Source organism: Mycobacterium shunyiense (assembly GCF_058270035.1).
In genome coordinates, this window is record NZ_JBZDPT010000031.1 from 235,706 (window position 1) to 256,508 (window position 20,803).

Annotated in this window: 16 protein-coding genes; 4 read left to right on the plus strand and 12 right to left on the minus strand. The window is 66.5% G+C overall.

Features of this window, described 5'->3' with window-relative positions; all coding sequences use genetic code 11:
* Positions 1–17: 17 nt before the first annotated feature.
* Entirely contained in the window at positions 18–1,223 is a 1,206-nt protein-coding gene (locus AC4ELS_RS18325) for a CaiB/BaiF CoA transferase family protein (RefSeq protein WP_418009095.1), read from the minus strand.
* Positions 1,224–1,269: 46 nt separating this feature from the next.
* Positions 1,270–2,742, minus strand: a complete 1,473-nt coding sequence (locus tag AC4ELS_RS18330; RefSeq protein ID WP_418009096.1) for an aldehyde dehydrogenase family protein — start codon at positions 2,740–2,742, stop codon at positions 1,270–1,272.
* A 295-nt stretch (positions 2,743–3,037) separates the two neighbouring features.
* Here AC4ELS_RS18330 and AC4ELS_RS18335 point away from each other — a divergent pair, with 295 nt between their 5' ends.
* Genes AC4ELS_RS18335 through AC4ELS_RS18345 form a run of 3 tightly spaced genes read left to right on the plus strand, consistent with a single transcriptional unit; the run spans position 3,038 to position 6,354 of the window.
* On the plus strand, positions 3,038–4,180 hold the full coding sequence (locus AC4ELS_RS18335; RefSeq protein ID WP_448448075.1) for an acyl-CoA dehydrogenase family protein: 1,143 nt from the start codon (positions 3,038–3,040) through the stop codon (positions 4,178–4,180).
* A gap of 2 nt (positions 4,181–4,182) precedes the next feature.
* The gene (locus tag AC4ELS_RS18340) at positions 4,183–5,175 is read left to right on the plus strand and encodes an acyl-CoA dehydrogenase family protein (RefSeq protein WP_418025741.1); all 993 of its coding nucleotides are present in this window, start codon (positions 4,183–4,185) and stop codon (positions 5,173–5,175) included.
* Positions 5,176–5,208: 33 nt separating this feature from the next.
* Positions 5,209–6,354: an acyl-CoA dehydrogenase family protein gene (locus AC4ELS_RS18345; RefSeq protein WP_448448073.1), complete on the plus strand. Its 1,146-nt coding sequence runs from the start codon at positions 5,209–5,211 to the stop codon at positions 6,352–6,354.
* A gap of 31 nt (positions 6,355–6,385) precedes the next feature.
* Here AC4ELS_RS18345 and AC4ELS_RS18350 read toward each other — a convergent pair whose 3' ends face one another.
* The 10 genes from AC4ELS_RS18350 to fadD4 form a co-directional block, all read right to left on the minus strand.
* Positions 6,386–7,900 carry a class I adenylate-forming enzyme family protein gene (locus AC4ELS_RS18350; RefSeq protein ID WP_418009100.1) on the minus strand — a complete coding sequence of 505 codons (1,515 nt, stop codon included), beginning with the start codon at positions 7,898–7,900 and terminating at the stop codon, positions 6,386–6,388.
* Between the two features lie 4 nt (positions 7,901–7,904).
* Positions 7,905–8,213 carry a hypothetical protein gene (locus tag AC4ELS_RS18355; RefSeq protein ID WP_418009101.1) on the minus strand — a complete coding sequence of 103 codons (309 nt, stop codon included), beginning with the start codon at positions 8,211–8,213 and terminating at the stop codon, positions 7,905–7,907.
* A 60-nt stretch (positions 8,214–8,273) separates the two neighbouring features.
* Complete coding sequence (locus AC4ELS_RS18360) at positions 8,274–9,146, minus strand: enoyl-CoA hydratase (RefSeq protein ID WP_418009102.1); 873 nt, start codon at positions 9,144–9,146, stop codon at positions 8,274–8,276.
* A gap of 306 nt (positions 9,147–9,452) precedes the next feature.
* Positions 9,453–10,916 (minus strand): aminotransferase class I/II-fold pyridoxal phosphate-dependent enzyme, encoded by a 1,464-nt coding sequence (locus AC4ELS_RS18365; protein ID WP_499048536.1) that lies wholly within the window; start codon positions 10,914–10,916, stop codon positions 9,453–9,455.
* A complete protein-coding gene (locus AC4ELS_RS18370; protein ID WP_499048539.1) occupies positions 10,882–12,048 on the minus strand; it encodes an MFS transporter in 1,167 nt (388 codons plus the stop codon). The genes AC4ELS_RS18365 and AC4ELS_RS18370 overlap by 35 nt, the downstream gene beginning before the upstream one ends.
* A complete protein-coding gene (locus tag AC4ELS_RS18375; protein ID WP_499048542.1) occupies positions 12,045–13,322 on the minus strand; it encodes an amidohydrolase family protein in 1,278 nt (425 codons plus the stop codon). The genes AC4ELS_RS18370 and AC4ELS_RS18375 overlap by 4 nt, the downstream gene beginning before the upstream one ends.
* Positions 13,316–14,428: a CoA transferase gene (locus tag AC4ELS_RS18380; RefSeq protein WP_499048543.1), complete on the minus strand. Its 1,113-nt coding sequence runs from the start codon at positions 14,426–14,428 to the stop codon at positions 13,316–13,318. The genes AC4ELS_RS18375 and AC4ELS_RS18380 overlap by 7 nt, the downstream gene beginning before the upstream one ends.
* On the minus strand, positions 14,428–15,330 hold the full coding sequence (locus AC4ELS_RS18385) for a hotdog family protein (protein ID WP_499048852.1): 903 nt from the start codon (positions 15,328–15,330) through the stop codon (positions 14,428–14,430). Before AC4ELS_RS18385 ends, AC4ELS_RS18380 begins: the two co-directional genes overlap by 1 nt.
* 136 nt (positions 15,331–15,466) lie before the next feature.
* Entirely contained in the window at positions 15,467–16,366 is a 900-nt protein-coding gene (locus AC4ELS_RS18390) for an enoyl-CoA hydratase/isomerase family protein (protein ID WP_498885023.1), read from the minus strand.
* A complete protein-coding gene (gene fadD4, locus AC4ELS_RS18395; RefSeq protein WP_499048546.1) occupies positions 16,366–17,916 on the minus strand; it encodes a fatty-acid--CoA ligase FadD4 in 1,551 nt (516 codons plus the stop codon). The genes AC4ELS_RS18390 and fadD4 overlap by 1 nt, the downstream gene beginning before the upstream one ends.
* A 225-nt stretch (positions 17,917–18,141) precedes the next feature.
* On the opposite strand from fadD4, the gene AC4ELS_RS18400 reads away from it, so the two are divergent.
* Positions 18,142–20,793 carry an ATP-binding protein gene (locus AC4ELS_RS18400; RefSeq protein ID WP_498884536.1) on the plus strand — a complete coding sequence of 884 codons (2,652 nt, stop codon included), beginning with the start codon at positions 18,142–18,144 and terminating at the stop codon, positions 20,791–20,793.
* The last annotated feature ends 10 nt before the right edge of the window (positions 20,794–20,803 follow it).

Genomic DNA, 20,803 nt, shown 5'->3' on the forward strand with positions numbered 1-20,803 from the left:
CGCCGTCGGGTTCCAATTTACAGAACCGTGCCCGCCACTTTGTGCGCGATGATCTCGTCCTGCCCGAGTCCCAACTCGAGCAGGATGTCGTCGGTATCGGCGCCGTGTTCCGGTGCGGGCCGCAGCGGGTAACGCGTTTCACCGAACTGCCAGGGCGAGGCGGCGACCATCATCTCGCGGCCGTCGATGTCGAGACCGGCCAGATACCGATTCGCCAGCACTTGCGGATCGCGGCTCACCTCGTAGACGGTTTGCACAATCGACCATGGGCCGCCCAGGTCAGCCAGCCGCTCGGCAACTTCCACGAGGTCGAATTGGGCGAAGGCTTCGTCGAGCTCGGCGATGCATTCCCGGTTGTGGACCGCCCGCGATGCCGCGTCGGCGAACCGTGGGTCGGCCACCAGGCCGGGCACGCCTAGACACTCGCAGAGCTGTCCGAAATATCGATCCGACTGGAACAGCGAGAGCTTGACGAATCGGCCATCTCGGGTGCGATAGGCCAGCGATGCCGGGTTGACGTTCTCCTCGCGCAGCGTCTTGCGAATCGGGCGGCCGTGTTGGGCAGAGGCGATGATCGCCGGCGAGTTGCCCCACACTGCTACCCCGAGCAGCGATACGTCGACCACGGGCGGCTCACCGCTGCGCTCTCGATGGAACAGCCCCGCCGCGATGGCTCCGGCCACGGCCGTCGAACCGGGTAGGTCACCCATCGCCGGCGGCGGGGGGGTCGGCTCCGCTGCTCCCGCCGGGGTCAGGTTGTCCGCCGCGCCACCGCGCGCCCAGAACGTCGTCCCGTCGAAGCCCGGCATATTCCGATCCGCACCGGCCGGGCCGTAACCACTCCCTCGGACATAGACGACGTTCGGATTCATCGCCCGGACATCGTCAACCTCAAGCCCGAGCCGACGACGGCTGTCCGGCAGCAGGTTGGTCAGGAAGACATCGGCGGTGGCGATGAGCCGGCCGAGCAAGTGATATCCCTCGGCGGTGCTCACATCGATGCCGAGGCTTCGCTTGCCGCGGTTGGTCTGCTGCATGAGCGGCTCGAACGGGGTATTGCCCACGCTCATGCCGGCGATGACGAAGTTGCGCTGCGGGTCCGGCCGCTCGGGATGCTCGATCTTGACCACGTCCGCACCCCAGTCGGCCAGAATTGCTCCGGCCGCCGGCACGAACAGATAGGAGGCCAGTTCGACCACGCGAACACCCTCGAACACCTTCATGTATTGGTCTGTCTCTCTGTGCGGTTCGTTGACCCGGCCGGCGGCGTCATGACTTCGGCGTCGGGTAGCCGATGATCCGGGTGTCGAGGAACTCCTCGAAACCGGCCATGCCCCACTCCCGGCCCAGACCGCTCTGCTTCATCCCGCCGAACGGGGTGTCACGTGCGAACCAGGTCGCTCCATTGACATCCATGGTCCCGGTGCGAACACGCTTCGCTACCGAAAGGGCGCGCTCATCGGTCGCCGAATAGACCGCGCCAGACAGCCCGAACAACGAATTGTTGGCGATCGCCACGGCCTCTTCCTCGGTGTCGTAGGGGATCACCGCGAGTACCGGTCCGAACGTTTCCTCTTGGGCGATCGTGGAATCCGGGTCCACATCGGCGATCACCGTCGCCTCGACGAAGTACCCGGTCTCGGCCGACTCAGGCACACCACCGCCGGCCACGATGCGGCCGCCTTCGGCACGGGCCTTCTCGATGTGCTGCAGCACCCGTTGCTGGTTCGCCCGGCTGATCTGCGGGCCCATGTGCGTGTCGGGGTTACGGGGATCGCCCCAAATGACCTGCGCGGCAACCTCCGCCGCGAGTTCGAGGGCCGGCTCGTACTTCGCGCGGGGCAGCAGCAGGCGGGTCAGATTCGTGCAGCCCTGCCCCGAATGCCGGGCCATCCGGGGCACATTAAACCGGACCACCGTTTCGATGTCGGCATCGTCGAGCGCGATGGTGGCCGATTTACCGCCGAGTTCCAGGGCGACCTTCTTCACCCGCTCGGCGGCGGTGGCCATGATTCGCTTCCCGACCGCCGTCGAGCCGGTGAAACTGATCATCTCGACGCACGGATGCGCGACGAGCGCCTCGCTCACGTCGGCTTCCGAGCTGGTGATGACGTTGACGACACCGGGCGGAATGTCGGTTTCCTCGACCACCAGCTTGCCGACGAAGTTGGCGGTCCACGGGGTCAACGGGGACGGCTTGATGATCGCGGTGTTGCCCGCAGCCAGGGCCGGCCCAAGTTTGTAGATGAGCTGCTGAATCGGATAGTTGTACGGCGTGATCAGCGCCGTAACCCCCCAGGGTTCCTTGATCAGCAACCGCTCGTTCGGTGACAGCATCGCCGGATGCGGCGGCAGGTTGCGTTCGAACGCATAGCTTTCGGCCAGCTCCATCCAGTCGGTGATCTCATCCACCGGATCGTTCAGCTGGAAGTAATCGGTCATGAAGATCGGGCAGCCAACCTCGGCGACGAGGATCTCACGCAGTTCTTCGAGGTGGCGCTGCATCGCTTCACGAAGTTGCCCCAAACACCGCGATCGGAAAGCATGATCCTTGGACCACGTGGTGTCTTCGAAGGCACACTGGGCCGCGCCGGCCGCGGCGTCCACATCCTCGATACCGGCGTCCGGGGTCTGCCCGATCTCAGTTTCGTTGTAGGGGTCTACGTTCGCGAAAGTCTTACCCGACCGCGCGCCCACGAGGCGCCCGTCGATCAGGAGCTGAGGAACGAACTCTTCCGCCATGCATGCCTCCTACGTGACGGCCTTCGCGGGCCGCATCTATGTTTGTATCCAGGATTCTCAAACCATATCGGGCGTCGCGGGCCCAAGTCAACGGCGGGCGATCCCACACTCTCCGCCCCACCTCAGAGCCGCGCCGACAAGGATGGGCTACCACGTCGGCCGCGAAGCAGTTGACATCTCGAGTATTTTAGGAATCCTGGATACACACCTGATCCACCCCTTCCGGGGCAATTGCGCATCGGGTTCACAGGCGCTGTCCGCCTGACCGCCTTCAGGCGAACTACGGAGGGATGGAATGGATCTGACACCGATGCCGGCCGTCGAGGCGTTTCGCGCCGAGGTGCGCGCCTGGCTGTCCGACAACAAACCGGCGCTGCCGCTGCCCTCCGGTGACTCAAGCGCCGGGATGCCTGCCCATGTGGCCTGGGAGAAGAAGCTGTTCGACGCCGGTCTGGCTGTCGTCGGCTGGCCGCAGCGATTTGGCGGCCGCGATCTCGACCTGTGGCACTGGCTGGCCTTCGAGGAGGAGTACTACCGGGCCGGCCTGCCACAGCGGGTCGGGCAGAACGGCATCTTCCTGCTGGGGCCGTCCGTCCTGGAGTTCGGTACCCACGATCAGCAGGAGCGGATCCTGCGACGGATGGCAGCCGTTGAGGACATCTGGTGCCAGGGTTGGTCCGAGCCCGAGTCCGGCAGTGACCTCGCATCGCTGCGCGCGAGGGCTGTGCGGGACGAAAAGTCGGGTGGATGGCGGCTTTCCGGGCAAAAATGCTGGACGACGCGGGCGGCGTTCAGCACACACATGTTCGGCATCTTCCGTACCGGCGAGCCCGGCGAGCGTCACCGAGGCCTCACCTACTTCCTGATCGATCTGGACCAACCCGGGGTGTTGGTCCAGCCGGTGGCCAAGTTTGACGGCGAGAACGGATTCGCCGACGTCTACTTCGACGGCGCTTTCGTCCACGATTCCGATGTGCTCGGCGGCGTGGGTAACGGATGGAACGTCGCAATGGCGACCACCGGGTCCGAGCGCAGTCTGTCGCTGCGCAGCCCGGGGCGATTCCTGGCGACTGCAGACCGTTTGGTCGACAGCCTCTGTGCCGCACCGGACCTGCGCGACGACGCCCGATACCGCAGTGCGGTGACGGAGGCGTGGATGGGTGCTCAGGCCTACAAGCTGGCCACTGACTGGACGGTCACCCGGATACTCGACGGCGACCCGATCGGGGCCGAAGCCAGCCTCAGCAAGGTGTTCTGGTCGGAGCTCGACATCGAGTTGCACCAGGTGGCGCGCACTTTGCGAGGCGCCGATGCCGACCTCGAGGACGAGTGGATGAGCGGCTTCGAGTTCGCCCTGTCGGGTCCGATCTACGCGGGGACCAACCAGATTCAGCGCAACATCATCGCTGAACGACTGCTCGGACTGCCGAGGAAATAGCCATGCACTTTGCGTTCACCGCCGATCAGATCGAGCTACGTGACGGCCTTCGTGACCTTCTGGTCCAGGTATGCCCGCCTGCAGTGGTCCGCGCGGCCTGGTCCCCCAGCCCCGAACCCATCCGGCTGTTGTGGAAGCAACTCGGAGCAGTTGGGCTGCTCGGATTGCTCGCACCCGAAACGGCCGGCGGCATGGGAGCTTCGGAGATCGAACTGGTATTGCTGCTCGAAGAATGCGGACGGTTCGCCGTTCCGGGCCCGGTCGGCGAACACATCGCCGCGGCCGTGCCCGCATTGGCAATCGCCGGAGCGCCCGAAGCGGCCCGGGCCATCACCGGCGAAGCCATCACCACCGTCCGGGAAGCCGCCTCCGATCGGGTGCGCTGGATCAGCACCGCGGATCTGCTCGTTCATCCGGACCGGGGCGGCCTCCGGTTGACTGCGCGCACAGACCTGGATGTCGAGCGTCAGCTGTCCTCGGTCGATCGGTCGGTCCCGTCGGCCCGTGTGATACCGCGTCGGACCCGGGATCTCCCCGGGGCCGACGCCGGGCTTTTCCGGCGCCGCGCCACCTTGGCCGCGGCCGCGCAGCTTATCGGCCTGGCCGACCGGATGATCGCGATGGCCAGCGACTACGTCAAGGTAAGAACCCAGTTCGGGGTTCCGGTGGGCTCCCAACAGTCGGTGAAGCATCTGCTGGCCACCGCACTGGTCAGCCTCGAGCATGCCCGGCCGGTGGTCTACCGCGCCGGCTGGGTGCTCGCCGCCGGCGGTGCCGACCCCGGCCCGGCGATCAGCTTCGCCAAGCTCTATGCCACTCGGGCAGCAGATCTCGCGGCCCGAACCGCCCTGCAGTGCCACGGGGCGATCGGTTACACGTGGGAACACGACCTGCACATGTGGATCAAGCGGGTATGGACCTTAGGCACCGCATGGGGAACCCCGGCCGCACACGAGGACATCGTCGCCTCGGCAGTACTCGACGCTCGCTACTGAACACTTCGCCCCACCACAGATTGGGTCATTCCTATGCGAAACACGCTCTACGGTCCCGACCACGCACAGCTGCGAACCGCCGTCCGCGCCTTCCTGCAGCGCGAGGCCATCCCGAATGTAGCCAAGTGGGAGCAGCAACACCGGGTGGACACCGAGTTCTACCGTAAGGCAGGCGAACTCGGACTCCTTGGCCTGCAGATCCCCGAGTCCTACGGCGGTGGCGGCCAGACCAGCTTCACCTACAACCTCGTGGTGGCCGAAGAATTGATCGGCGCCCACCTGTCGCTGTCGCCGGTACGGGTGCACATCGACGTCGTCGTCCCCTACTTCCTCAGCTACGCCACCACCGCCCAAAAGGATCGCTGGCTACGCAGACTGGGAACCGGTGAGAGCATGGCGTCCATCGCGATGTCGGAACCGGAAACAGGTTCGGACATCGGTGGCATCAAGACGACCGCTCGGCGCGACGGTGACAACTTCGTCATCAACGGCGCGAAAACCTTCATCACCGGTGGGATCAACGCCGATCTGGTCATCGTCGTTGCGCGGACGTCGCGTCCGGATGATCGCCGGGGCGGCCTGTCGCTCTTCGTGGTGCAGGACGGTACCGCCGGCTTTGTCAAGACCCGCAACCTCGACAAGCTCGGGATGCAATACGCCGACACCGCGGAGCTGAGTTTCACCGACGTCGTCGTCGGGGCCGACGACATGTTGGGCGAGGAAGGACGCGCATTCGAATACCTGACCAGCAACCTGGCTCAGGAGCGGATCAGCGTGGCCGCGGGTTCGGTGGCGATGGCAAAAACCGCATTGGCCGACACCATCGAGTATGTCCGCCAACGGCAGGTATTCGGTCGCCAACTGTCGCAGTTCCAGAACACCAAGTTTGTGCTGGCCGGCGTGTCCGCCGAGATCGAGGCCGCCGACTCGATGCTGCAGCGCGCGGTGGCAGAACTGGACGCCGCGCAACTGTCCGGCGCGGATGCCGCCCGGGTGAAGCTGTTCAGTTCGGAGATGCAGGCCCGGGCGGTGGACAGCTGCCTGCAGTTGTTCGGCGGTTACGGTTATATGCTCGAATACCCGATTGCGAAGATGTACGCCGATGCGCGGGTGAGCCGAATCTACGGCGGCTCAAGTGAAATCATGAAGACCATCATCGCCAAGTCATTGGAACTCTGAGGACACGCGGTTCACTTCCCACAGTGCCAACTCATAGGTCGGTTCGAGCGGAGAGGTGTTCGCGCAAGGTCCGGCGCATGAGCTTGCCATTGTCGTTGTACGGCAATGCCTCGACGACATCCACCGTCGATGGTGCCTTGCTGGAGCGCAGCCGGGACCGCACCCAATCCTGCAGGGCGGCCAGATCGGGTGTGCGGCCCGGTGCGGCGACCACGGCCGCGGCGATCTGCTCACCCCAGTCGTCATCGGGCAGTCCGACCACCCCGGCGTCGAGGACGTCGGGGTGGCTGATCAGCGCATCCTCCACTTCACCGGGCGAGATGTTCTCTCCACCGCGCACGATCACATCGTCGAGGCGGCCTTCGATGAACACATAGCCGTCATCATCGATACGCGCGGCGTCCTTGGTTCGGAACCACCCCTCGTCGTTCGGCCCCGCGTCGACTCCGGCGTACCGGCCCGAAACCTGTTCACCACGAACCCACAGCTCGCCCAGCTCCCCGGCGCCGACGATCTGCCCGGCCTCGTCGCGGACCGACAGTTCGACGGTCGGCAGAGCACGTCCGACCGAACCCAGCCGGGCCCGCACCTGCGGATCTTCCGACGAGGACGCGGCGCGATGATCGTCTGGACCGAGAACGGTGATAGTTGAGCTGGTTTCGGTGAGTCCATAGCCATTGACAAACCCGACATCCGGCAGACGCCGCATCGCATCTTCGAGAACCGGTAACGGCATGCGGCCGCCGCCGTAGGACAGATGCCGCAGGCTGGAGAAGCCGCCGGCCGGGTCGTCAGCCAGCACGGTGAGGATCCGGGCGAGCATAGTGGGCACCACGGAAGCGTGGGTAACGCCATGCTGGCGAACCGCTCTGATCCACCCAGCCGGATCGAACGCGTCCAGCTGCACCATCCGCCGCCCGCTGTACAACGTGCTCAGCAGGTTCGCAATACCACCCACGTGGTACGGCGGGAGGCTGACCAGCTGGGTGTCGCCCGGCTCGGCGGCCATCAGTTCGACCGTGCCGAAGATATAGGCGGACAGGTTCATATGTTCCAGCACAGCAACTTTCGGAGCACCCGAGGTGCCGCTGGTGAACAACTGGACGGCGGGCCGCTGCGGCACTGCACCGGTGATGGCGACCGGTTCATTCGCCTCGACGCTCTCCAGAAACTTCTCCCGGCCAACGATCGTCACGCCGGTCTCACCGGCCAGCGGGGACAACCGCGCAAGCATGGTGTCATCGGCGATAACCACCGCCGAACCGAGTCGGCGCACGGCGGTTACCAGTTGATCGTCGGTCCAGCGGTAGTTGAGCGGCGCGAAGGGCTTGTCGGCGAGTGCGGCGCCGAAAAGCGCGATCGGGAAGAGTCGGGAATTCACCCCGATCATCACGACATTGTCCTGGCGATGACGGTTCAGCTGCTCAGCGGCGCGGCGGGACCGATCCCACAGCTGGTCATAGGTGAGGGCGCCATAGGTGTCGCTGAGCGCGATCCGGTCGCCGCCGGCTTCTGCCGCCATCTCGGCGATCATGGCAATGTTCATGGCACTAGTCCGATGCGGGCAGAGCCTTGGCGGCCTTGATGGACAGCGGGATGTCGCCGAGGAACAGGGCGGCCCCGCCGCCCTTGGTGCACAGCAGCTCAAGACTCGAATCTGCATCGACGTATCGCTTGCCCAGCACGGTCCCGCCGTCATGGCCGGCCGTCACGGCCGGCCCGGATTCCACCTCGGCATCGATCGGCAGCAGCGGATGCCCACCACAGGTGAGGTCGACCGGATCCGCCGGTGCCCGAACAACGATCACCTGCGTCTCGTCAACTGCGCTACGCAGCCGCGCGCCGACTGTCAGTTGCACTGCATCCACCTCCGAAATGCTGAAAGTTGTAAGGGACAAGTGTGATTGAGAGGTCGTCCGCTAACGGCCCGTGACCACATCGCGCATGCTGCGGGCATCATGGCCGGCAAGCGACCCCAGACCGAGTTCGGCATTGTGCGCGTGTGCCAGGTGATGGAGGCCAAACACCGCATCCATCCCGTCGCGGACACCCATCAGGTCCTCGCACTGATTGACCGCCCGCTTGGTCAACGCGAGGCCCATAGCGGGCATCTTCGCGATCCGTTTCGCCATGTCCAGGACCGTCGGTTCCAGATCAGCGCGGGGCACCACGCGATTCACCATGCCCAGACGTTGGGCCTCTGATGCATCGATGCGTTCCCCGAGAAACAGGAACTCCTTGGCGAACCGGGGACCCAATTGCCAAGGATGCGCAAAGTATTCGACTCCGGGTATCCCCATGCGGACGGTCGGATCGGCGAAGAAGGCGTCGTCGGCGGCCACGATGAGGTCGCACGACCACGCTAGCATCAGGGCACCGGCGACACAGGCACCCTGGACCATCGCGATCGTCGGCTTGGGAATCTCCCGCCAGCGCCGGCACATGCCGAGATACACCTCGGACTCACGGGCGTACCGGCTCGCCGCGCCGGCCTTGTCCGTGTGGTCCCACCACAGCGACGCCCGCCGCTGGTAAGACTGGTCGATGTCGCGATCAGGCGTACCGATGTCGTGCCCGGCGGAGAAGTGTTTTCCGTTGCCGGCCAACACGATCACCTTGATTGCATCGTCATCGGCAGCACGGTAGAAGGCGTCATCGAGCGCGTATGTCATCGCACTGTGCTGGGCATTGCGATACTCGGGCCGGTTCATCCGGACCACCGCAACGGATTGCTCGACAACCTCGTACTGCACCACGCTCGCCGGCGAGGCGGAAGTGTTCGATTCGTTCATCGGCCGGCCGGGGTGAGATGGCCGCAGAGCGCACTGGTCGCCCCGTCCCTCTTGCTTTGCCAAGAACGCAAGTCTCGCTCCCTTTCGGTCGTGACCATTAATGTATCCAGGATACTATCCTACTCGGGGCCCCCGCCGCGGGGGTGCGTAGTGATTGGTTCGGCCAGCCGCCGAACTCGCATGACATGAGGATCACCTTGCGACCGGCATCGTGACGCCGGCGCTGAGCATTTGGGTCCCAGCCATCGGAAGCCGTCGTGCTCCTGGGTGTGCGTTCTTCGGACTGGTCGCCGACCTTCGGATCGCCTACGCGACGACGCGAACCCTGCGCAGCGAAGGATCGGCGGGGTCCGGCACGTTCATCCCTGCCGCCAAACCGGTACGCAGGTAATCCAGCACTGCCTCGTTGATCCGTTCACCGGGAACCACTGCCGGAATGCCCGGCGGGTACGGGGTGATCTGTTCGGCGGAGATCCGGCCGGCCGCCTGCTCCACCGGAACATCCTCGACCCGGCCGAAGAACGCATCGCGGGGCGACGCCACGGTCTCCAGCTCCAACTCCGTCGGCGACGGCAGATCGACCCGCGGCGGCGGGTCGAAATCGTAAGCGGCCTTGCGCCACAGCTTCAACGCCTCGACCAACCGGCCCGCGGCATCCGGGCCGTCGGCCAACGACATGGTGGCCAGGACCCTGCGATGGTCGGTCATCCCCAGGTCGAGTTCACAGCGCTCGCGCAACCAGTCTGCCGCCTGGTAGCCCGACGTACCGGTCCCCGCCACATCGATCAGCACCTGCAACCGGTCCAGATCGTGTGAGGCCTGCTTGCCCAGCAGCTCCTTGTCGAGCACCTCGACGTCGTCGATCTCCTCGATCTCGCGCCGGGTCCGTTCAGCCAGTTCCAGTGCGGCGCCCATCAACTCGTGGCCGTGCTCGACCATCTGCCGACGCCAGCCGTCAATCGCGCTGTACACCAGTACGTTCGGACTCGTCGTCATGAGGAGATCCGCACATGCCGATAACCGGTTCTGGTCCACGAGGTCGCCCTGCAGATGAAACACCGAGCCCTGCTCGAAACCGGCGCCCATCTTGTGCACGCTGACCACGCACACGTCCGCACCCGCGTTCATCGCCCACGTCGGCAGATCCTCGTGGAAGGGCAGATGCGCGCCCCACGCCTCATCGACGATCAGCGGCTTGCCCCGGCGGTGACAAACCTGTGCGATGCCCTCGATGTCGGCGCAGGTGCCGTACGGGCTGGGGCTGACGATCAACGCGGCGGCCGCATCCGGGTGCCGCTGCCAGGCCTCCTCGACCTGTTGCGGTGACGGCGGATGAGACAGGTGGCGTTCTGCGTCCCATTGCGGGGTGATCCAGCGGGGCACCAGACCCGAGAAGATCAGGCCGGCCACCACCGACTTATGGCTGTCCCGGCTGAGCAGGAGACTGCCGTCGCACCCCGCCACCGCCATCATCGCGGCCTTGACCGACAGCGAACTGCCGCACGTCGAGAACCAGGCCGCCCGCGCTCCCACCGCCTCGGCCATCAGTTCCTCCGCCCGCTTCAGATAGCCATTGCTCATCCGTCGGTCATCGAGACCGCCGCTGGCCAACACATCGCTGAAGAACGGCTCTCGACCCAGTACCCGCAGCACCCGCCGATCGACACCGCGCCCCTGACGATGCCCCGGCGGCGAGAACCCGTACCGGTTGGAAATGTGGTACTCGTGCAGCGCGTCAAGCAGCGGCGCCGCGGCCTGATTGCCCATCATGGCGGGTGAGTACCCACATCAGCCCAACCACCACACACGCAGCCGTCATCACCGCGAATGCCGTCGGGAACGAGAACGAGGTGGCCAGCGCACCGACAGCCAGAGACCCGAGACCCGTACCGGTGTCGAATCCGACATTCCAGGCCACGCTGACCGCACCGCGCGCGTGCTCACCGGTCGCGGCGAACGCCTGCACCAGAGTGAGGTTCTGCAGCGCCCCGTAAGCGATCCCGAGCAGCACACAGCCGACGATCACCCCGACCGCGCCGCCGATCGAGCCGACCCCGATGCCGATCGCGATCACGGCAAGGCCGATCGCGCCGATTCCCAGCATCGGGGCGATGAATCGTGCCGGGCCATGACGATCGGCGACACCCCCGATCCACCACCGGGCCAGCGCGGCCGTTCCGGTCATCCCGAGCAGCGCCGCGAATGCGGTGGTGGCGCCACCCAGTTGCGGGGCGAAGGTCAGGATTCCCCCGCCGGCCGCGGTGATCACCACGAGTGCGGCAATCGGCCCGACGAGCCCGCCGACACCGTGCAGCCGATCGGAGTGCGCCTCGTGGGACAGGATCGGTGCCGGGCGGGCGAAAGCCAGCGGCAGCCCCAGCAGCGGGGCGGCGGCCAGCACGAACACCAGCTGATAGCTCATATGCTCGGCCAGCCACGGCGCCAGCGGAATCAGCACGAACTGCGGTGCCGCGATGGCCAACCCGTACGCGCCGATCGCCCGGCCGCGGCGCTCCTGCGGGATCAGCGCCGCGATACCGCTGACACCACAGACCGTCAGGACACCGAAACCCAGTCCACGCAACGCCGCCAGCACCAACACCTGCCACAGGGAAGTGGCCAGCGGATGCAGCAGTGCCGGCGCTCCCAGCAGTACCAGCCCGAGCGACAGCGTGAGCGCCCATCCCGCGCGCCGCAACAACCGCCCGACCAACAACTGTGCGATGACGGTGCACAGCATGAGCAGGCCATTGACCACACCGGCCCCGAGGTTGTCCGCGCCGATCCGGACCGCCCACATCGGGGCCACCGGCAGCAGCAGGGAGAAGCCGGCGAATCCCATTGCGGCACAGGCCAACAATGCGGGCATGCCTGGTACCCGCCACACACTGTCGCGGGTCACCGGCGGAACACCACCGCACCGGCGATGATGGTGGCGGCCACCAGATCGCCGTCGAGCGTGTCCACCACCCGCTGCGGCGAGGCCGCCAGCAGGCACAGGTCGCCAGGCTCGCCTGGGGCGATGCTGCGCGGCCGGGCCGGATTCCCGGCGCCGCCCAGGAACAGCGTCAACGCGCGACGCCCCGAGATCCGTTCGACCGGGTTCAGCACCACACCGTGCGGGGTGCGGCGGTGCACCGCGGCACGCATGGCCGCCCACGGGTCCGGGGCGCCGAACGGCGCATCGGTGGACAGCGCCACCGACACCCCGGCGGCCAGCAGGGTCGCCAGCCGCCACAGTTGACCATGTTCGGCGCCAGGCACATCCGCGTAATACTGGTCGCCCCGCTCGGCGACGAAATTGGGTTGGGTCACCACCGTGAGCCCGAGGGAGACGAGGTCGTCGATACAGTCCTCGGGCACCATCGCGGCATGCTCGATCCGGTCGGCCGGGTGACTGCCCGCGGCGCGTAGCGCGGCGATGGTGACGACGAGTTGGGCCGCCGTCACGCAATGCACCGCCACCGGTTGACCGCCACGGTGCCGCTCGGAAATCCAGGCCGTCAGCTCGTCGAGGTCGAGTCCGTCATCGTGCAGGATTCGCTTGCCCGGTGCCAGGTAGTGCACGCGCTGACGCATCCCGATGGGGCGGTCTGCCGGCTGAAGGTCCGGGGTCGCATCGGTGACGCCGGTGACGCCATAACCGGCCAGGCGGGCGCTGAACTCCGCGATCTGGGTGGGACGCCGTTGCAATGCATCCGCCCAGGTCGGGTCCGCGCTGCGCAGCCGCCCATCGGGATGATCGCCCAATCCCAGGGCCGCGAGGCCGGGCGAATTCACCGTCCACATCACCCCGCTGCGATGCTGCACCCGTACCGGTGTGCCCGGCATCAACCGGTCCAGCACGTGTCGGTCCAACGGGCCGGCCACCGCCTCGTGATAGCCGACGGCCCGGATCCAGCCGTCGCTGCCCACCACTGCGGCCGTCAACGCCTGCGCCAGTGCGGCCTCGTCGACCACCTCGGCTGGGCCGACCCGGATCGAATCCTGTTCGGCTGCAGCAGAATGCACGTGCAGATGGTGATCGTGCAGCCCTGGGATCACGGCACCCGATGCCGCGTCGAGTACCTCTTCACCGGGCTCGGGCGACAGCGACTCCGCGACCTGCTCGATGGTCTCGCCGACCCGGATGTCGACCACTGCTCCGTCCAGCAGCGTTGCGTGACGAATCAGCATGGGGCCACCGTCCGTTCCGCCACCAACCGGCGCACCGCCTCGTTGTCGACTCCGAGTTCGGGGCCTGCCGCACCTGGAGTGGGACGGACCGCCTGCACCCGGGTGGCGTCATCGTCCGAAGAACGGTATCCGGCAGCCACCGCCGCCATCGAGAACTCGATCAGCTCACCGCCACCGCGTGCCCGCGACTGAACCACCGTAGCAGCGGCGTGCAGTCCGGTGAGAGGGTCGGCGATGGCGTCACCGCTGAACATCGGTGCACCGTCTCGATATTCGACCAGACCACCGGATACCGCAGCATCATCGCCGAACGCCACCCAGTCGGCCCTGTCCTCATCGGTACCGTGACCGGTGATACGCAGCCAGATACGTCCCGGCCTGTCCGAGACCACGTCGGGCCCCAGGCCGCGACGGGCCAGCGCGGCCGGTCGCGAGGCCTCGATCACCACATCGGCCGCGTCGATCAGTGCGGCCAGCTCACTGGGATCGTCGAAATCAGTGGCGTACGAAAGTTTTCCACCGTTCATCCAGTCGAAGAATTCCGGCTCCCCCGCGCGGGTGCCGTCCGGCCGGCTCCAGCTTTCGACCTTGACCACGGTGGCCCCGGCCCGGACGAGCAGCTGACCGCACAGCGGCCCGGCCCACATCGACGACAGATCGGCCACCAGCACCCCGGCCAGCGACGCGGGCCCGGCCGAGCCGAGCGGGCGCACCACCGGGGGCGCCGGCCGGGCTTCACCCAGTACGCCGACCGGCAATCCGAGCAGGCGAGCGCGTTCGGCGACCGTCGCGGCGCTGGTTTCCGCCACCCATCTCCGGATCGCCGGCCAGGCATCGGTGGCTACCGAATCAGCCTGCAGCAGTGCGGGGATCATGGCGATGTCGTCGGGGCGCGAGAGGGTCAGGGCGCACCATCCGTCGCGAGCAGCCAACAGGCGCGTCGCCCCACCCGCCGAGATCTGTCCCCGGGGCGCGATGTCCAACAGTGCGGCGCGTCCGGTCAGCAGCTCGGTGGCATCGAGCGTGACACCGGTGTGTGCCGTGAAACCGTCGGCGACCTCCTGGGCCTGCCTCAGCAGGGCCCTCGGAATCGCCAACTCCGCCATCAGAACTGCAACGCGCTGAACCGCCAGTCCAGCACCTGGCGATCGGGGTCGTCGGGTCCGCCGGCCGCGTACACCAGCGAGCGCAACCGCAGCACCCCGGCATCGGCCAACTCCACGTGCAGCTCACTGAACAGGGTGTCGCCCTCGTGCACCGGACCGGTGTGGTCACAGGACTCCCAGCCCAGCACGGTCACCAGGTTGGGCAACAACCGGTTGGCCTGGGCCAGCGCGAGCCCGATGGTGTGTCCGCCGTACACCAGGCGCTGACCGCCCGCCCGCCAGTCGTGATGGGTGGCAGCAATATTCAAGGTCAGCCGGGCCAGTTCCGGCGCGCTACTGACCACATCTGCGGTGCTGTGCAGCACCGCGCCGGACAGGCCCGGATCGAAATGCGGCCCGGGTACCCGGGCGCGGAATGCCTCGGCATCCCAGCCTGCCGTGGGGTTCGGCGCGGTGGTAGCGGCCCCGATCGCCGATAGATCGTCGGCGTGTCCGGTATCGACGTCATCGCCGGACAGCGGCAACATCGCACAGCGGTAGAAGTCGAGAACCTTGCGGTCCAACTGGTCGACGGTCGTCATCCGCAGGGCGGCCAGGCCGGTGGCCGCACGACCCGGCTTCATCGAATTCTGTTTGAGACCAACCACTTCGGTGCGGGTGTACAGGCTGTCACCGATCACCGGGCAGCGGTGGAACGCCAGGCCGCGGTAGAACAGGTTCGCCTTGACCCGCTGCGTCACCAGCGTGCTCTGGCCGATCGCCACATCGCAGACCAACCCGGGGTGCGCCAGCGGCCCCGGTTCGCCGGTCACCGCGGTGGCGAGGTCGGCATCGAGCGCCAGCCGCAAGCGGTCGCCGAGGATCGCCTGGTGCGTCGCTGCCGCACCGGCGGTCAGCGTCATCGACGGTGCGGTGTCGAATACCTGGCCAACCACCAGGTCATCGAAGTACGGACCACCCTGTTTCACATCTGGCACTATGCCATTCACCGACGGTGATCCTGCGTCTAGGGCGCGGAAGTGCGAGAAGGGACCGCCCTCACCGCGGAGTCACCGTTTCGGGCCGCACCTCATCGACCAAGCCCCACGTCTGGGCCGTCGCGGCATCGATGGTGTGCCCGGAGAGCACCAGATATGCGGTGCGCCACCGGCCGATGCGCCGCGTAATGCTCACCGTGCCGCCCGCGCCCGGAATCAGCCCCAGAGCCAGTTCCGGCAGGCCTATCACGGCGTCCGGGTGGCAGCGGACCCACCCGCAGAAAGAAGCCATCTCCAGACCGCTGCCCAGCACCTGACCGTGCACCTCGGCGCGGCAGCGCCGCCTCAGCCTTTCGGTGAGTTCATCGAGCACCAGGGCCGGGCTGTGCCGGGTACGGGCCAGGTGGGCGCTCGCCGGGTCGTCGAACGAGCCGAACTCGGCCAGATCGCCTCCGCTGCAGAAGGATCGGCCATTTCCCCCGAGGACCACCTCGTCGACCGACGGATCCAGCCGGGCCACCTCGAGGGCCTCCAGCAGGGCGCCCCGGGCGTCAGTGGAGAACGCGTTGTGCCGCTGGGGCCGGTTGAAGCGGACGTGCAGGGTGTTCCCGTCGCGGTGGGCCTGCACCGGGTCGGGCAGTAGCGGCGCGGTGGCCGGTCCACGATCGGCCAGCCACCGGGCGAACTCTCCTCCGGACTGCAGCGTTGAGTAGGCCAGCGATTCGGTGATCACCCCGGCTCGGGTCTGCCCGCCCGGATCGAACGAACGCAGCACGTCGTCACACACCGCGGCGGCCTGCGGCCACGTCCGGCAGCGCTCAGTGAGTTCGTCCAGAGCCCGTTGAACCGACTCCACGGTGACCGCTCGCCGGTCAGTGCTGGGGCGTTCGGTCAACGTGAACGTCACGGCATCGGTCGGGGTGTCGACCCCGACCCGGATTCCCGCGGGCAGCTCGTGGATCACGAGTACTTGTTTATCAGCCCCTGCTTGTACAGCTTGCCGGTATCGGTGCGGGGCAGCTCGGCCTCGAACGAGATGGTCCGCGGGCACTTGTAATGCGTCAGCTTGTCACGCAACCAGGCGAGCAACTCCTCGGCGAATTCCGGGGTGGCATCGGCCGGGTCCACGGTCTGCACCACGCCCTTGACGCTCTGCCCCATCTCGTCGTCCGGGATGCCGAAGACCGCGGCATCCATCACCTTGGGGTGGACGACGAGCATGTTCTCGGCTTCCTGCGGGTAGATGTTCACCCCACCCGAGATGAGCATGTGGTGGCGCCGGTCCGTCAGGTACAGGTAGCCGTCCTCATCGACATATCCGATGTCGCCCACGGTCTTCCAGCCATGAGAATCCCGCGAGGACGCGGTCTTCTCGGCGTCGTTGAGGTACTCGAAATCGGCACCGCCCTCGAAGAAGATCTCACCGGCCTGACCGGGTGGCAGCTCCTTGCCGTCCTCGTCGAGGATGTGCACCAGACCGTTCATCGGCTTACCGACCGAACCCGGGTGCGTCAGCCAGTCCTCGGCGAAGATCACCGTCGCACCGATGGCCTCGGACGAGGCGTAGTACTCGTCGACGATCGGACCCCACCAGTCGATCATCTGCTTCTTGATCTCGACCGGACACGGCGCGGCGGCGTGCATCACGCGCCTCAGACTCGACAGGTCGTACGAATTACGCACATCCTCAGGCAGTTTCAGCATGCGGGTGAACATCACCGGCACAAACTGTCCCTGGGTGACCTTGTGCTTCTGGATCGCCTCCAGGCAACCTTCGGCGTCGAACTTCTCGAGCACCACCGTGGTGATGCCGGCGGCCTGGGTCTGCATCGACCACACCGACGGCGCCGTGTGGTACAGCGGCGCGGGACTGAGATAGACCGAGTCCGGCTGCATCCAGAATCCGACGAGCGCCGACATCATGCCCGGGGTTTCCGACGGCGGCACATGCGGCAGGTCGCGCTTGATGCCCTTGGGCCGGCCCGTCGTGCCCGACGAGTACTGCAGCAGATCGCCGTCCAACTCGTCGTCGATCGGGGTGGCGGGCAGATCGGCGACGGCCTCGGGGTAGCGCTTCCAACCGTCGAGCTCGCCGGAGGCGCTGGTCGCCGACGATTCGGCTCCGTCGGCGATCAGCAGGGTGCCCGGCAAGCCGTTGGGCAGCTCCTTCTCCAGACCGCTCAGGACGTCCTTGAGGACAGCGGAGCCGACGATGGCCTTGGCTCCACTGTTGTCGATGATGTAGGCCGCCTCGGCGGCGGTCAGATGCGTGTTGATCGGCACGTAGTACAGCCCGCTGCGGCGCGCCGCCCACATCACCGCGTGCATGTGCTCGTTGTTCTCCATGAGAATCGCGACCACATCGCCCTCTTGCAGACCCTGCTGCCGGAAGTAGTGGGCCAGCCGATTCGCGCGGGCTTCGAGCTCACCGAAGGTGACGACGGTTCCCGTCGGGTGGAGGATGATCGCCGGCTTTTCGGGGTTGGCCTCGGCATGCTCGCGGATCTGCATGATGGCACTGTAACGGGCGCCACTTGACAGGTGTCAATTAGGGCGGGGTTACACCCACCGCGCAGGCCGTGAGCAGGTCTTTGACTGCAGAAGCACTCAGTCCGCCCGCACCGCTAATCACGGCCCTGGTCGGGTGCGGCGGACCTACGATGTCAGAACGCCCAGCGGATCGAGCGTGGGGAGCGCCGATGCGATTCACCGAATGGCGCTGAGGACGGCCCAGACATGGCGTCGGGAGTCCTCACGTTTCTGTTCACCGATATCGAGGGATCCACTCGACGGTGGGAGGCCGACCGTGACGCCATGCGGGCGGCGCTCGAGGTCCACGATGAGGTGCTGCATCGGACGATAACCGAGCATGAAGGACAGGCGTTCAAACACACCGGCGACGGGGTGTGTGCTGTCTTCACCTCACCAGCGGGCGCCGTCGAGGCCGCGGTGGCCGCGCAGCGGGAGTTGGGATTGCCGGTCCGAATGGGTATCGCCACCGGAGAAGCTCAATTGCGCGGCGACGACTACTTCGGCCCGGTGCTCAACCGAGCGGCCCGCATCATGGCCGCCGGCCACGGCGGACAGATCCTGCTCGACGGAGTGACATCCGGCATGTTGAGCGACGTAAACCTCATCTCGGTTGGCACCCGCACGCTGCGCGACATCACCAAACCTGTTGAGCTGTTCCAGGTTCGGGCAGATGGCCTACGCACCGAGTTCCCACCGTTGAATGCGATCGATGCCCAGCCGGGCAATCTGCGGACGCCGAGCACGAGCCTCATCGGCCGTGCGGCCGAACTCGACGAGTTGGACACGACCCTGAAAGCACACCGCGTGGTGACGTTGACCGGTGTCGGCGGTGTCGGCAAGACCCGACTCGCACTGGAATTGGCTTCACGATCCGCAGACAGGTACCCGGATGGGGTGTTCGTCATCGAACTTGCCGCAGTCGGTGATCCGGCGGCCGTCCCTGATGAGGTCGCAGCCGTGCTCGGCATCACCCAACAGGCAGGATTGAGCGTCTCCGACAGTGTCGCTGTGGCGTTGGAAGGCCGATCCCGGCTGCTGGTGCTCGACAACTGCGAACACGTCCTGGATGCCACAGCGGATCTGGTCGAACGGATCTTCGCCCATTCCGACACCGTCGGAATCCTGGCCACCAGCCGGGAAGGGCTACGACTCAACGACGAACAGCTCTGGCCGGTACCGTCGTTGGATATCCGGGCGGGCAGCAATTCGGCCGCCGCCGCATTGTTCATCGATCGGGCGCAGGCGGTATCGCCGTACGCCACGTTCACCGCACCGGCGGAGGCCGCCGCAGTAGTCGAGATCTGCCGCAAGCTCGACGGGATTCCGTTGGCGATCGAGCTTGCAGCGTCCCGCACCGGGTCGATGACAGCTGCCGAGGTGCGGGACCGCCTCGATGATCGCTTCCGATTGCTCATCGGAGCACGCCGCGGGTTGGAGCGCCACCAGACGCTGCGCCACGCTGTGCAATGGTCCTATGACCTCCTGCAAAGCGATGAAAAGGCCCTACTGGCAAGGTGTTCAGTGTTCGCCGGCGGATTCGATCTGGCGGGAGCGTGCGCGGTATCGGGTTCCGGCGACGAACTCATCACCTTGGATCTCCTCGATGCCTTGGTCCGCAAGTCGCTGCTGGTGGCCGACCGGGCATCCGCGCGAACCCGCTATTCGATGCTGGAGACGATCCGCCAGTTCGCCGAGGAACAACTCGTCGGCTCAGGCGACGGCGAAACTGTCCGCGCCGCGCACGCGCGCTACTTCGCAAACCTGGAGCCCGAAGTGCTTGCCTTGTGGGACAGCCCGCGTCAGCGGGAGTCCTACGCATGGTTCTCCGGCGAACTACCGAACCTGCGTGCAGCATTCCGATGGGTGGCCGATCACGGCGACCTCGATACCGCCGCCACGATCGCGGTGACGTCGATCTTCCTCGGGTACTTCCTCGAGCAGTGGGAGCCCATCGCCTGGGCCGAGGAGATGATCCCACTCGCAAGAGCCGCACGACATCCGCGGCTGGCGCAGTTGTACGTGGGGGCTGCGAACTGTGCGGCATTGGGCCGACTCAACGACTTCGACGAATACGCCGACGCAGCCCGGGCGGCGATCGACAGCGGAGAGTTCGACGACGTGGGTGACGCGTTCTCGTGTGTGGTAGCCGCCGGGTACAGCACGACGGGTCGGCCCGAGCGGGCAGTTGAGTGGTGCCGGACCAGCATTGCGCGGCGTCCGGACGGCCACACCGCCAGCGAGGCGGTGATGGTGGTGTCGCTGGCCGTCTGCGGCGCCGCGGCCGAAGCAATGGCGGTGTCGGAGAACCTGCTCGCGGCCGCCGCGGCCGCCGACAATCCCAGCCTGGCGGGCGCGGCGCTGCTCGGATACGGCTGGGCCCGGCGGGAGTCCGATCCCACTGCGGCGTACGAAGCCCTTCGCCGGGCACTGGTGATCGCCGACGAAAGCGGTGACCGGCAGCAGACTTCCATCATCGCGGGACTTCTGGCGGGGCTCGCAGCCGACCGCGGCGAGCTTGCCGAGGCGTTTGGTTACATCGCCCAAACCGTGCGGCACTACTACGATTCCGGAACCACGGAGCTCATGCGAGTCACGCTTGGGTTGCTCGCGGCGCTGCTTGTTCGACTGGGCATTCACGAGCCGGCGACTACCATCATGGGGTTCACCACGGCTGCAATCGGATACCCGAGTTTTCCCGAGATCAGCGGCGCGATCGCCCATCTGCGCGACGTGCTCGGCGAGGAGCGCTACCAATCGCTGGCGATGACCGGTGCCACCATGACCACCACCGAGATCGCCGATTATGCATTCGAACAGATTGACCTGGCCCGAACGACCCTCGCCGACCAGACATGAAAGCCCCGGA